This is a genomic window from Paenarthrobacter histidinolovorans, from assembly GCF_014647595.1.
In the GTDB taxonomy this organism is placed as follows: Bacteria; Actinomycetota; Actinomycetes; order Actinomycetales; family Micrococcaceae; genus Arthrobacter; species Arthrobacter histidinolovorans.
Window position 1 is genome coordinate 108,836 of record NZ_BMPM01000012.1, and the last position, 13,153, is coordinate 121,988.

15 protein-coding genes and 1 pseudogene are annotated in these 13,153 nt (G+C 60.6%); 5 read left to right on the plus strand and 11 right to left on the minus strand.

Annotated elements, in window-relative coordinates; all coding sequences use genetic code 11:
* Window positions 1-453: 453 nt before the first annotated feature.
* Window positions 454-1,254 carry a hypothetical protein gene (locus tag IEY62_RS20870; RefSeq protein ID WP_229785495.1) on the plus strand — a complete coding sequence of 267 codons (801 nt, stop codon included), beginning with the start codon at window positions 454-456 and terminating at the stop codon, window positions 1,252-1,254.
* Between the two features lie 277 nt (window positions 1,255-1,531).
* Window positions 1,532-2,287 (plus strand): hypothetical protein, encoded by a 756-nt coding sequence (locus IEY62_RS20875; protein WP_189021320.1) that lies wholly within the window; start codon window positions 1,532-1,534, stop codon window positions 2,285-2,287.
* On the opposite strand, the gene IEY62_RS21950 is transcribed toward IEY62_RS20875, so the two are convergent.
* The 4 genes from IEY62_RS21950 to IEY62_RS20895 form a co-directional block, all read right to left on the minus strand.
* Complete coding sequence (locus tag IEY62_RS21950; protein WP_189021321.1) at window positions 2,263-2,583, minus strand: hypothetical protein; 321 nt, start codon at window positions 2,581-2,583, stop codon at window positions 2,263-2,265. The genes IEY62_RS20875 and IEY62_RS21950 overlap by 25 nt on opposite strands.
* A gap of 127 nt (window positions 2,584-2,710) precedes the next feature.
* Window positions 2,711-3,940, minus strand: a complete 1,230-nt coding sequence (locus IEY62_RS20885) for a hypothetical protein (protein WP_189021322.1) — start codon at window positions 3,938-3,940, stop codon at window positions 2,711-2,713.
* A gap of 30 nt (window positions 3,941-3,970) precedes the next feature.
* Entirely contained in the window at window positions 3,971-5,608 is a 1,638-nt protein-coding gene (locus IEY62_RS20890) for a relaxase/mobilization nuclease domain-containing protein (RefSeq protein ID WP_189021323.1), read from the minus strand.
* 2 nt (window positions 5,609-5,610) lie between these two features.
* Window positions 5,611-6,003 carry a plasmid mobilization protein gene (locus tag IEY62_RS20895; protein WP_189021324.1) on the minus strand — a complete coding sequence of 131 codons (393 nt, stop codon included), beginning with the start codon at window positions 6,001-6,003 and terminating at the stop codon, window positions 5,611-5,613.
* A gap of 231 nt (window positions 6,004-6,234) precedes the next feature.
* On the opposite strand from IEY62_RS20895, the gene IEY62_RS20900 reads away from it, so the two are divergent.
* The 3 genes from IEY62_RS20900 to IEY62_RS20910 all read left to right on the plus strand — a co-directional run bounded on the left by IEY62_RS20900 (window position 6,235) and on the right by IEY62_RS20910 (window position 7,952).
* The gene (locus tag IEY62_RS20900; RefSeq protein ID WP_189021325.1) at window positions 6,235-6,951 is read left to right on the plus strand and encodes a hypothetical protein; all 717 of its coding nucleotides are present in this window, start codon (window positions 6,235-6,237) and stop codon (window positions 6,949-6,951) included.
* A 30-nt stretch (window positions 6,952-6,981) separates the two neighbouring features.
* Window positions 6,982-7,281: a hypothetical protein gene (locus IEY62_RS20905; RefSeq protein WP_189021326.1), complete on the plus strand. Its 300-nt coding sequence runs from the start codon at window positions 6,982-6,984 to the stop codon at window positions 7,279-7,281.
* Between the two features lie 497 nt (window positions 7,282-7,778).
* Window positions 7,779-7,952 (plus strand): hypothetical protein, encoded by a 174-nt coding sequence (locus IEY62_RS20910; protein WP_189021327.1) that lies wholly within the window; start codon window positions 7,779-7,781, stop codon window positions 7,950-7,952.
* A 113-nt stretch (window positions 7,953-8,065) separates the two neighbouring features.
* Here the strand turns inward: IEY62_RS20910 and IEY62_RS20915 are convergent, their stop codons facing one another.
* The 7 genes and pseudogenes from IEY62_RS20915 to IEY62_RS20945 form a co-directional block, all read right to left on the minus strand.
* A complete protein-coding gene (locus tag IEY62_RS20915; RefSeq protein ID WP_189021328.1) occupies window positions 8,066-8,347 on the minus strand; it encodes a hypothetical protein in 282 nt (93 codons plus the stop codon).
* Window positions 8,348-8,883: 536 nt separating this feature from the next.
* Window positions 8,884-9,132: pseudogene (locus IEY62_RS20920) on the minus strand (ParB family protein); the annotation flags it as partial.
* Between the two features lie 14 nt (window positions 9,133-9,146).
* A complete protein-coding gene (locus tag IEY62_RS20925) occupies window positions 9,147-10,016 on the minus strand; it encodes a single-stranded DNA-binding protein (RefSeq protein ID WP_189021329.1) in 870 nt (289 codons plus the stop codon).
* A gap of 5 nt (window positions 10,017-10,021) precedes the next feature.
* Complete coding sequence (locus IEY62_RS20930) at window positions 10,022-10,279, minus strand: glutaredoxin family protein (RefSeq protein ID WP_189021330.1); 258 nt, start codon at window positions 10,277-10,279, stop codon at window positions 10,022-10,024.
* Window positions 10,279-10,485: a hypothetical protein gene (locus IEY62_RS20935; RefSeq protein WP_189021331.1), complete on the minus strand. Its 207-nt coding sequence runs from the start codon at window positions 10,483-10,485 to the stop codon at window positions 10,279-10,281. The genes IEY62_RS20930 and IEY62_RS20935 overlap by 1 nt, the downstream gene beginning before the upstream one ends.
* Before the next feature lie 565 nt (window positions 10,486-11,050).
* Entirely contained in the window at window positions 11,051-11,413 is a 363-nt protein-coding gene (locus IEY62_RS20940) for a hypothetical protein (RefSeq protein WP_189021332.1), read from the minus strand.
* 275 nt (window positions 11,414-11,688) lie between these two features.
* A complete protein-coding gene (locus IEY62_RS20945) occupies window positions 11,689-13,035 on the minus strand; it encodes a ParB/RepB/Spo0J family partition protein (RefSeq protein ID WP_189021333.1) in 1,347 nt (448 codons plus the stop codon).
* Window positions 13,036-13,153: the final 118 nt, after the last annotated feature.

Genomic DNA, 13,153 nt, shown 5'->3' on the forward strand with positions numbered 1-13,153 from the left:
GTCAGGCGCCCGAATAGCGAGGGTGATTTGCGCTCAGGATATACGATGCGTCCACGATTCGATTAGGAATAATTCTTGGCAAACGTATGGTGCTCCCCGTTTTTTACACTGTAGGCTCCGACCACGAAGACTTCCCTTACTTCGCATCAGCTCAACCCAAAATTAAATGGGTTCAGGCTATTGATTTGAGGCATATCGATGGTTGGACGAGTTACAAAGATTCTTGGCGGACTAGGTGCGACACTCGCGGTCGTCGCAGCGGGCGCTGGGGGCATTACGTGGTTCACGACGCAGAAAGCCACAGTTTACGCCGGGAGGGTGGTACAACAATCCCCATCTGCTTCGTCTTCGACGGGGCCGTCGTCTGTTCTCGAGACTCAGGCTGCTGTGGCAACGCCTGGGTCATCCGCGTCTGCAGACGGTCTTTCAATTGAGGTCGTCCCACGGACAGAAATGATCATCACGAGTGAGACATGGGTCGTGAGATCGGGTGCGAATGCTCAAGAGTTTCCAATAGAGGCGGCACCGCTGACGTCCCTGAGCTGCATGCGAAAGGACTTTCCGACGATCAAGGCCCACGAAGACTGCCTGGGTTCTCGCAAGGGCTGCACGCCTGTCCAACGAGCCTGGCTGGAGAAGAACGCGGTACTAGCGACAGAGAACTTTTTCGCGGTAGACGGCAAGCTGGGGATAGGACAGGTAACGCTGTCGAACACATCGAAGTCAAGTCAATCTCTGGCTTTCAAGGATCTCCGCTGGGAGGGTGCCATCGCCCCTGTTGATGACGCCGGTTACGGCATCATGTGTTCGAACTTCAACGATTGGGCCGGAGGGGCAACAGCAGGGTCTGCAAACTCTCGGGAAGTCCTCCTGCCCTCGGGTTCAGGGACTGGAATTTTCGGTGGGCCCTCACTGTACGGCGAGGATCTAACTCGGAAAATTCCTGCTGGAAGCCCCGCAGTTTTCAACTTAGCGGCCGGTGAGACTTCCCGCGCCGGGTTGGACCTCAAAGTCACGCACAAGGTAGCGACCATCACTGGGCGCGTACTCGCCACGGTAAGTGCATCCGACGGGGAGCAGGAAGTCCAGATCCCCTTGCCAATATTGGATGGCGGGCAGGCTGTATTCATCACCATGCCCATGCCCATTCTTTCCGTCGGTGGAGGGGCAACTTGCCCCAAAGGCAGCGCGAAATATGCCTCTCGTACCATCTGCTCGATTCAGCAACTGAAGTCGGAGAACCACCTTGGCTGAGACGGGAAAAGAAGGGCCCCCGCTGGCGCCTGCCACCCAAGAGCAAGCACGCATTGCTGAAAGAACGAGGGAAAAACAACCTTCATCCGCAGGGACGGCGGCTCCGTTAGTCGAGCAAAATGACAGGACAACGAAATTGGGGGAGCCGGCCTCCCAAGGGAAGCCGCTACGTCCCTCTGCAGAGAGTGTCGCCGAAGCCGCGCCCAGGGATGCAACCGCAACCTCATCCAAAGGGTCGGCGTTGAAATCTCGAACCGCTCGCATTTGGGCGTTGACTGTGACTCTCGTAACCCTGATTACCGGTGTCATTTCGGTTTTCCCCATCTTGTTCAAGGACGAATCCAACACTCAATCCCTCAAAATATCGATGAAGCCCTTCCGACCAGACGCAGTGTCCCACTTCGCCCTTCCAGCAGGGGCCCCTATTGATTCCTTTCCAGCAGGCGGGCCGCTCTGCACACCCGGTCAAGAGGCCTGGCTCAGCGAGTATGGTGTCCGCTTCCAAAGAGACTACATTTTAGACCTTAGGAATTCGGCCGGTGGTGGCAGCTCGCTCGCGGTAGGAAACATTCGTGGCGTGCCTGATGCAACGTCTCCCGTAGATGCTGCATACATAGTTGAGTGCGACAAATCCGGGGACGGAGGGGTAGTCGCTGAACCCGGACGGCTCCTCCTAGACTCGGGCGAAGGTGCCTTCTTCGACAAAACGGCCTTCGGACCAGCAGGCTCCGGCCAACCAAACACCCCTCTTGCTTACAACCTCCGGCCTGGAGAAACCGGCCAGGTTGTTCTTTCTCTCACTGCCAAGTCGGACTTCAAGGGTCAGGTCGTCACCAGTGTTTCGGTCGGCGACCAAACCAGCGACCTGAAGGTGCCGCTTACAGGTATGAACGAAGTCATTGTCCCGGGTGTGGTCAGCCCAAGAACCATCCTCGTGACCGTTGAGGACGGTCTCCTGAAATGCAACGTCATTCCCAATCCAACAGCCCAAGTGAGTTCTTGCGACGTTCATGACATCTTCCGTAAGCAGTAGGCCTGTCGATCCGGCCAAATAATCAGGCGACTGTTTCGGATATGACAGTCCTCGTTGTTGATGCCCAGGTCCTCGGCGCCGGCGAGCAGAACGGTCTTGCCGGCGCCGCTGCCTTCGGGAATCTCGGACCGAACTTCATAGTAGAACTGCTTCGAGTCATGGTCTTTGTACCAGGCAAGCAAAGGGCGCAGTTCGTCCTGGTGCGCGCGGACAGCGATCCAGGCGTTGACGAGTTCCTCATTGAGGTCCGTTAGATGGGCCCGATCTTGAATTCGATCCTGAACCGCGAAAGACATAGCCCCGCCGCCCAAGAACAGCTCATGATAGCTGGCAAAGCGTGCACATACGGAGGGATTTCGGCAGGATACGCGTCTTCTGAAGGGTGTCACGTGAAAAGGTGACAACCTTCAGCTCTGCTGGAGATTAACGGGACAACCCGCTTTTGCCGCGTTGGGTGCCCACGGCTGCACCTGAACGGGATTCCCGGGCTTTTGTGGCCTTCCCTGCTGTTACGGCGGTGCTGGGGTGTGTACCTTCGCTGCGGGCGGCTGCGAGGCGGCCGCGTATCTGCGTTTCGTTGGCGCCGGCGCCAGCGAGTGAATCCGCGAATTTCTGATGGTGTTCGGCTGATCCGTAGTCGGCCTGTGCAGCGGTTTCAGTCTTCAGTCCCTGATCTTTTAGCCTGCTGTTCTCGTTGCCGGTGGCGCGGTTCTCGATCTCCCGGCCTACGTCGTGCATGCGTGCAAAGAGTTCCTTCTCGGCCAGCTCGTATCGCTGCTCTTGGGTTGACCATTTGTCGCCCTTGAAGCCGCCCTCTGCCAACAGTTTTGCTTCGTGTAGTTTCTTCGCTGCGTCCACGAACGCAGGGTCCTTGAAGTGTTCCTCACCCGCACCGTTGACGTTCGCGGCCGTTTCCTTGCGGAGCTGGCCGATGTCTGGTCCGTTGACGCCGTCCTTGCCGATCAGGAACATGCGTTCCTTCACGGCGGCATCCGCTACCTCCAACGCTTTCGGAGTCTTTGCGTTGTGCGCAAGCTGGAGTGCTTTAGTCAGCTCGGGGTTGGCCAGATACTCCACGGGCACCTGGTGCCGTTCCATCTCCGGGGCGAGTTTCGCGGCCTGGGTACGGAGTTCTTCGGCGCGGGCGGCCGCCAGGAGCTGCATGGCCTTCTCGTGTTCAGCAGCCGCTTTACGGGCTTCTTCTTGGCTCAGTGCCAGGGCGTCCTGGCGGGCCTTCTCGGTGGTGACCGTTTGGATACCTGACTCAAGATATGCGGTGTCCGCGCCGACGTCGTGCGTGTCGATGCCGTACCGCGCCAGGACTTCCTGGCGGATCTTTTCCGAGGCTTCCAAGGCTGTCGGGTCGTGGTCCTTCCAGCCCTCCGCAACGGCGCGTGCGGTAGCTATGTCGGACGGTTGGGCCTTGTCCCACCACTGGTCCTTCTCGACCGGTGCGAGTGCTGCGTGGGCTGCACCGCGTTCGGCGGCAAAGCGTGCTTGGGCTTCGTGAGCGGCCGTCAATTCAAGGTGCTCCTGCTGCCGCTGGGCTTCCTGTCGATTGCGGGCCAGAGTCTCTGCGATGCGGGATGCGATCATCAGTGATTGCCGCAGGCCGCCGTCTACTACATCGTCCATTCCGTCTGATTCACTCATGGTGTTCCCCTTGCACTAGTGGTGTGATTCTTATCGGTCGAGGCCCGGGCCGGGGTCGCTTTGGCTGGGTTGATAGGTCTTTGCCGGAGTAGCGGTTGGTGTGGTGGGCAGTGCGGATCCAGGTCGGATGGGAACCATGCCTCGGCGTGCGATATCAATTGCCCTTGGAGGCACCGTTGCCTCAGCTGTTTGCTGTTGACCGGCCTCCACGCGTGCCGCCTTGGGCATGGTCCCTGTGAACGGTGCGAGCTGGTTCTCCACCACTGAACGGATGCGCTGGGCTTCCCGGGTCCGGCCGGACTGCTGATGCATTTCATATACGGCGAAGGCGGTGTTGATCAGCTGCACCATCAGAGCTGTTTGCGCAGTAGTTTTGTTCTTACTCGACGCTGCCATGAACAACATGGCCGTACCGGCAATGGATGGCAGCACAACGGGTTTGCCGTGCGCCTTGGGTGCGCGGAGCTGGGCTGTGCGGGACAGCTCAGCTGCGGTGGCCGCCAACGGCCCCGGTGTGGTTTCCAGCCGATGAGACCATGCGGCGAAAGCGCCGGAAACATCCCGAGCAGCCTTCGCCCACGTGGCGTGATCATCACGTGGAATGGAACGCAGCTGCTCCGCCAGGGCGGTCGCGTTGCGCGTGTACTCCACCCATACTTGCGGCGAGGGAGTCGCTCTCTCAGGACCGGTCCTGGAGACGGTGCGCTTGTTGCGTGCAGCGGCGTTCCATTCGGCTGCTGCTTCGGTGGCAACGTGTGGTGAATCCAACCACTCTTGACGCAGCGCACCAAGCTTCAGGTCCGATGCAAGCGTGCCGCCGCCGAACCAGATCGGCCGTTCCCCGGCCTTGGGGCGTTCGGCTACCGAGTAGCCGACAATGACGTCGGTGGTGTTCTTCGCGTAGCGCGGACGGAGCAGCATCCCAGTGTCACGGGCGCGGCGAACGAACTCCCCTTCGGTTGCTGAGGCGCTGGCACTGGCACGCACCTTCCGGGCCAGCGACATACGGTGCATTTCCCGTTCATCCCGCACGGCTGTGGCCTTCTCTGCCCGGTCGTAACCACGGGTGGCGTACACGGTGGAGAGTTGTTCCAGGCCGTACTTCACTTCCAGTTCGCGGCAGGTCTGTTGTGCCTTCTTGTAATCCCCGTGTGTGGAGGCTTTGGTGCCATCTTCACGAACGAGTGAGACCGCGATGTGGATGTGGTGGTTGCCGTTTTCGGATGTGCCGTGGTTGATGGCTGCCCAACGGCATTGGGCTTTTCCGCTGGAGGCAGTGAAGCCCATCGCATCCACAAAGTCGTTGGCGATGTCGCCCCATTGCTGGTCCGTCAGCGCTCCTTCTTCGGCCCGCAGACTCAGGGAGCAGTGCCAGACGCTGGCGTCCTTGTAACCGACGTGGACTCGCTCCTTCTTGGCAGCGTCCCAGGCGAAGTCCTTGACCTGAACCGACACCCCATAAGCCTTATGCGGCTGATCAAGATGCTTCGCGATAGCCACGGCGTCATCGCGGTCAAGAACGCCGTCGTCATACCACGCCATGATCGCTGCGTCCCCGGCGACCAGGTGAGGGTCGGTGTGTGCGTTCTTGGTCTTGTCGGCGTCGGTCGACGCCAGGTAAATCATGAGTCCGCCCATGCGCGAACCGCGAGTGATGTTCGGAATCATTCCTACATCAGCCCCTCAATGGCACGATCAATCCTCATGGCCACAGAACGAAGATGCTTCAACCCTTCCCGGGCCTCAACAGGAAACTCACCCGTGGCATTGGCCTGCCGTGCAAGCTGGTTGATGTTGTTCGAAGAACGCGCCAGAAGGTTGTGCAGCTGCATCAGTTCCGCGATGACGGCACGGCGCTCGGTCGGTGAATCAGTACGTTCGGCCAGGGCCGCCGAAACCAACAGGTTCGGGATGGTCACTTTCTCCCGTTCGGCCCGCGCAACGAGGGCGGCTTCCTCTTCGGCCGTGACCCACACGTCGCGGCGCTTCTTCGTCCCTGCCGGAGTGTTGGCACGACGACGGCGGGACAGATTGGGACGGTGATTGCTCTCCTCATCCGACATCCCAATCCCTCCCTTCAAAAGCCCAGCGCAGCGACCCCGGAACCGGGACCACACTGACCAGTGTGCCGCACTCGACGGCCAGTGTCGAGGACGACAAGCCAATTACACCCGTGTAAATGTATAGCTTGCTCCGCGTAGACAGTTTTGTATCTCTCTCACCTCAGGTGGGCTGACAAGTGAAGCCGTGGACGGTAGGCTGATGCCACGAAGACGACTTTCCAGGGGGAGACAATGCGTCACGACATCAACCAGGCACTCAATCTTTACTCCGACACCGTCACCTACCAGCCAACCGCCGGCACCGACCACGGAACCTTGACAATCGCCCTCCATGCCGATCGGCAACCCACAAGCTGGGACCTCTGGAACCACGTCACCGAACAATTCGACGGTGACCCATTCACCGCGTCACTCATGATCGACCTGGCTATCACCCGACACCTCCAAGAGCGGACCGAATCATCCGCGCTGATTACCTGCGATGCCCAGCAGATACAGATCCACGTCCCGCTGCCCCTGGACTTCACACGCGCTGACAAAAGAACTTCCGGTTCCGCGCATCTAGCCCCTCACCAGCAAGCTCTGCTTCCCGCACTGCGCTCATCCATACGCGACGTCGTGCCGCAGGAAATGCGCGCCCAGGCCGACACCATAGCCGCCCACGCGGCCGCCCAGATTCCCAGCCAAGCTGAAGTCACAGCCGCCTTTCAGCGCACCACGGTCACCGACGCGGTCCGGGAATTCACCAACGACACACGGCACCCTCAATTACGGCAAGAGCCCGCAGAATCCGCGACAACAGCAACACTGCGGGACCCGATGAAGACCCTCCGCCGCTCATTCCCTGCGCACCCCTCAACGGCGCTGACACCAAGCCTCGAAGCTGCCCAAGCCACGACCAGCAACACCGGCCCGACCGCACACCGCCAAGCCGGACACGAACGCTAAGCCACCACCCCAGAAAGGCATCACAAACCCATGACCATCGACATCGAACAGACCAAAGAACAAGCACGAGCCCTCCTGAACTCACGCATCAAATCAGTCGAAGAACTCGTCAAAGCCCGCCAAAAAGTCAACGACCTCAAAGAACAACTGGCCGACGCCGAACGCGATGACAAACGCGCCTACGTCAAAGCCACCCGAGACGGCTGGAACCCCGACGAACTCAAAAAACTCGGCCTAGAACCGGCCGCAGCAACACGACGCCGGAAAACACAAAACAAGACACAAGACCCCGCGCCGGAAACCACCCCCGAAAGCCCCCAAAACAACTAAGCCCCTCGCCCACATGGGCACGGCAAAAGCCAAATCCTCCGGGCTTCTCCCGCACACATGTGGACGACGGGACCCACCTGACCGCCTGCACACAACCGGCTCCGCTTCCCATGGTCCAAGACGCCGCGCTGCCGTCGCACCGTGGAGGCGGGGTCAGGTTCTTTTCAGCCTTGACGACACACACTGTTCACGCGGGTCGGGGCGTGCAGGCGCAGGAACCAAAAGCGCCGGAAGTGTTCACAAGCGGCAGGGGAATTTTACGGCCGGGTGCTCCCAGCGATGACCCAAGCCACCGCCCAGGCCTCACCAGACACGACAGGACACTCAATGGACGACACCACTCTTGAGTCGCGCTTCCTGAGGGCAATGACAGACGTGGCTCACAAGGTTCTGCAGGCCAAGGACGAACAAATCTACGACCTCGTCATGACACAAGCCCAGCAGTTCATCCGTGAGCTCCTGGGTTCTCCCACGACGGCGCTGCATACGCCCTCTGGATGGAGGTCAGCGATTTCTACGACCACCCCGCCGGCCCGGCGTCAGAGGAAGCCTGCGCACAAATGGGACGCAAGGCAGCCACCGAATGGCTGGCCATCGACCAAACATCCACAAACGAAATCAACAAGTTCTTCGCTCGCTGGGAAACCCCGCAGCCCTGCCAGATCCCGTAAGAGCGGCGGTCGAGCTGCCGCGCCCGAGCACGAAAAAGACCCGTATCAAAAGATGCGGGCCTTCGTCATGCGCACTGCTGCCTCATGACGACGCAGCTAGGCACAGCACTGGCTTAGAAGAACAGGCCGAAAACGTAGAGGGCGATGACGACAATGCTCAGGGCATTGATGAAAACCGTCGCCTCGCGCGAGTTAACCCGAGGACCCCACACCGTCGGATCCCTCCTGTTCAGTGCCGCGGCCGTCAGAATGAGCACGCACATGATTGCAGTACCAATGAAAGCGGCGGCCATGAAACCGTTGGCCGGGAACCACATCGCAGCAACCACAGCGAGAGCAGCCAGCACAACAAGAGCAGCAACGTCCCGAAGCACGGTCCTTGTCATCAACGGCATCCATGATCCTTAGTGTCGTGAGGGCTTTGCTCTAACAGTGCGCCCATGCTTCGTTTCGTGACGTCCGGCCATCCCATGGCCGGCTCCGCCACCTTAAACAGTGGCCGCCGGCAACGATTCACGGCCCTATCGCCGGAAGCCAACGGCGTACTCGGCTCCGGGTCCTACGGCGTTTCCCCTGAGCCTTGACCCAAGTGCGGGAACTTGCCCTCCCAGAGGTTTCGGCATCTCACAGGGAGCATCAAAAGCGGCCACATCCTACAGAGAAGCCCGGCGTTGAGAAGTTCCACCTGGTCCTTCCGTGTTCCCTCGCGCAGCACCGCCTGGTACGCCTTGATAACTCCTTCAGGCTCGCTCAGATCGCATTCCGGCACTGGTCCCCAATACACGTGATGCGGCAAAGTCAGGCGCCCTTCTGCCGGCCCCCGCAGATCACTGAACCTATCGGGCACCTCGTACGGGATGACGTCCCGAATGAGGACTCGTTCCATCGATTCGGAAACGGCGCGCGGGGACTTCGAACGCCTCATTGACCGGTCCTCCCACGCTGCCGTTTCGGCACGCGTCCGCCGTCCAGGGCGGAGCTTCCCGGCTTCAACTCCCGGCCATTTCCTACCGCCGTTGTATTTGCGCTGCAGCCGCCGCAACTCCCTGCGTGCAGCTGCTTCAACGAAGTCCGTGATCGACGCGTACCCCTCCAGCGGTCCCACGGCCTGGACCGCAGCCCTGATTTGCTCAAGATCCTCTTCAGTGAAGTAAGGACCCTTCTTCTGGCGCGACTTCATCAAACAGTCCTGGGTTAGAAGGGAGGCTCAGAGTCGGGGCCGTTGCCCCAGGAACCGGCGTTGGCTGGCTGGTTCGCCGCCCATGGGTCATCCTGCTGGGCGGGCGGGCTGGTGTTGCCCTGGTTGCCGAACCCTCCCCCGCTTCCTGCGCCCTGGTTGTTGCCGCGCTGGGTGCGGTTGATCTTCGCGTTGGCGTACCGCAGGGACGGGCCGATCTCGTCTACCTCGAGCTCGATCACGGTGCGCTTCTCGCCTTCCTTGGTCTCGTAGGACCGGGACTTCAACCGGCCCGAGACGATGACACGCGTGCCCTTGGTCAGGGACTCGGCGACGTTCTCAGCTGCTTCCCGCCACACACTGGCCCGGAGGAAAAGTGTCTCCCCGTCCTTCCACTCGTTGGACTGGCGATCGAAGGTCCTGGGCGTTGAAGCGATCGTGAAATTCGTGACCGCCGACCCGCTGGGCGTGAAACGCAGCTCTGGATCCGATGTCAGGTTTCCAATGACAGTAATCGTCGTTTCGCCGGCCATGATGAGTCCTTTTCCTCGTGCGCTGCTGGTGTTCTCGGTGTCTGTTGTGGTTTCGTTCTGAGGTTCGGTCCCACCCGGTTCATCATGGGTGAGGTCGTTGGGCTGGTACTGGTCCGCGGTGTGTTCGTCCCACAGACCGCCGGGACCAAGAGGTGCGCGTCTGATCGCGTCCAGGTACCGGTCATCCCCTCCGGTGTAGGGGACGGCGTAGAAGCCGTCGTACAGGTCGATAACGTCGGGTTCTACCGGGTCGGGGGTGATCGTGCCGCTGGGGTTGGTCTGCCGGAACAGGTCCACTTCCAGCGGGATCCGTGGGCTGATCGTGAACCCGTCCACCGGGTGCGGGGTGGTCATGGTCCTCACGCTGCCTTGTGGGTCATGGCTGCTTGGACGAGCTTGTCACGGCGCAGGCCGGACCAGTGGTCCTGGTCATCGGAGTTGTTCACGACAACCGGTGCCTGGGAGTAGCCCAGCTCGGCGGTGATGTACTCCAAGGCGGCCGGCACTTCGGTGATGTCCACGGTCGTGTAGGTGATGCCCTTGGAGTCGAAGTATTCCTTGGTCCGGTCGCAGTTCGGGCACTGGGGCTTGGTGTAGATCGTGTATGCGGTGCTCATTACTTCCTCCGCAGGAAGATCACGAAGCTGGCGGCACCTGCCAAGGCTGCGGTGGCGGTGATAGCAATGGTGGGGATGACGTCCAGTCCGGTGATGGAGCAGATCCCGAGCGCGGCGACTGCGATCTGTGCGACGGCGGCGAGTCCGAGGAAGAATTCTGCGATGGAGAAGTCCCGGGCGGCGGTTGCGGTGGTGGAAGTAGTCATTTTCAGTCCTCGGTTTCGTATCACTTGTGGTGCGGTTCGTCTGCTTGACTTGATACTTATATTTTAGCAATTATTCACCTGAATAACTAGGTGTTTTCCGCGTATTCTAGAGATTTTTTGCCCTGTTTTGGTATTGTTTTTTCTGGTGATTTCGGCGGTTGGTGTGTTTTGGAAGATCGCGGGTAGTAGCCCTGCGGAACTCCCCCGGCCGCTGTAAAAGCTGCCCTGGGCGTAGAGGTTCCTGTGCCCTTGTCAGGTTCCCAAAGGATTTCCCAGTGTGTCGTCCCGGCTGAAAAGAACTGTTCCCAGGCGTTGGGTGGGTCGCCGGCGTTGGGCTTGGTCCATGGGGGACTCTCGCGGTGTTTTGCCAGGGTGGGTTGCTACGGTTGGGTCGTCCTTATTCCCCCAAGGTTTCTGGACAGACAAAGGAGGGGCCATTGGCCCCTCCTTTGTTGTACCTTCTGGCCCGTGGGCAAGGTGGTCGGTGTTTGTGGGTTAAACAAAGCAGGACCGGCGCGGGCCGGTCCTGCTTTGTTCCTCGGCAAAAAGGAAATCTGTATTCAGTCTAGCGGATCTTGTCTGTGACTGTCTTTCGGTCTTGGTTGTGGCCGGTCCTGGATGTGGCCGTAAGGTACAGGCCGATGACCAGGGTGAATCCTGCACAGATCAGTCCGCCTGGTAGTCCGCGGGGGCCCAGCACGATAAGGCTCGTGGGTGGTGTAGCGATGGTCAGTGCGAAGGCGAGGTCCTTGTTCTTGAGTCCTGACGAGCCCTTTTTCCGTCGGATGATCGCAGCGGCTAGGAGGTACACGCCGACTAGCAGGGCGCTGACCAGGACCATGGCCAGCAACGACGATTCCGGGGAGCCGGTAAAGGTACTGTTCATGAAGTCGCTGATGGGGTTATCCGGTATTGGTGGCTTGGTCATGGTGACTCCTGTTTGTGGTGCTTTGGGATGAGCCTAACGGGGACGGCGGACAAAACTCCCGGTGGTGGGTCGGTGGTGTAGCCAGGCAGCCGGCGATGCGCGGCTTTCGGCGGGTCGATGCCTGGTGGCGTAGAACGGCGGTCCGCCGCTGGTGATTGGTTGCTGTGGTTCGCCCTGGGCGGCGGACCGCCCGCCGTTTGGGAGGTTCCTGGCCCTGTTCGTGGTGAGTGGCCGGGGGCCTTGCCGGGCGGTGGGGGTTCCGCCCGGCAAGGGGTCTAGGCGGCTTCGGGTTCGTCCGCGATTTCCGTGGTTTCCTCGGTTTCCGTCTCGGGGTCGGTGAGGATGATCTTTTCGACGTCGCTGGCCTCGTATCCCCATGCCGTGAGCTGGGTGAGGTAGTAACGGGTGTCGGCGGAGCGGCTCCGCCAGCTCGTGCGATCGATGTTTGCCTCGTAGGCGGTGATCATCATGGCGAGGGTGACCGTTTCGGGTTTGGTGGTGGGCCTATCGACGTAGGCCTTGAATTCGCCGTACCCGGTGCCGGTGCCCAAAAGTTCGGCCGTGAGTTCGTTCTTGCTCAGCGCCTTGGTCAGGATGTAGCTGGCATGGGCGATCGTGTGGGCGATGAATTTCTGGGCGTTCTTTGGCAGGGCCTTACGGGACAGCAAGGTTTTGACGAACTCCCTGCGGACCACCTCAGCCGAGTCCATGGCTTTGTTGTTCTCGATGACTTCCCGGCGTGCGGCCTTTTCCTCGTCGGTCATCCCGCCTGCGGGGGCTTTGCCGTCCTTCCGCAGTCCACGGGCCTTCCAGTCTGCGACGGCGAGGATTGTCACCACGCCGCTGTATCCGATGCCGATGTAGACCGCGTCGGCGTCGGCGTCATTGAGGCGTTCGCCTTCGGCGGTGGTCAGTGCGGAGATTGTCGCGGCGGGTCCCTTGTAGTCGTAGTAGCTGGGGTTTTCGTCCAGCACGGTCAGACCCTTGGCGGCAGCCTCGGCGCATGCCTCGGCGAGCAGGGCGTTGTTCTTGCGCTCGTCGCGGAGCCGCTGCGCCCGGTGGGCGAAGTTGCCGGGGTTCTCGGTGGCGAGGCGTTCGAGTAGGGCCACTGCGTCCGCGTCGTCTGCGAATTCTTCGATCACGGCGGACTGTTCCAGTGTCAGGCCTTGGTCCAGTGCTTGGGCTGCGGTGGCGTTCGCTTTGACCTTCAGCGCAGTATCCACCAGTGCTTTCTTAGCTCCCATCTTCCGGGCGATGACGCTGGCGCTTACTCCCAGCAGGGACATTTGGTGGAACGCTTCGGCGCGGTCGCCGTCGGTGAGTGCGCTGCGGTGGTCGTTCTCGACTACCTGCGTGGCGAGGCGTTCGGCTTCCTCGGGAGAGTCGCCGACGAGCACGGGAATGGTTGCGGCCCCTGCCTCTATGGCTCCGAGGGTGCGGCGCTGGCCCATCAGGACATGCACGGTTCCGTCCTCGGTCCGGTGCGCGACGACGGGCACGAGCACGCCGTGTTCTTTGATGCTGGCTACGAACTCTTTGGTGAGTCCGGCTTCCTTGCGGACGTTGATGTCCACGGTCAAGGTGGTGGGATCGAGCATTTCCAGCGTGGGTGCTGCGTTCATGGTGTTGCTCCTTCTTTTGCCGAGAAAGGTGGTGGGTGGGGCGGCTTAGGTGACCGGCCAGCTCCCCTCTCCCCCCGTTGTTTTTTGGCTGCTGGCGAAGCTTGCGGAGCTGTGGCCG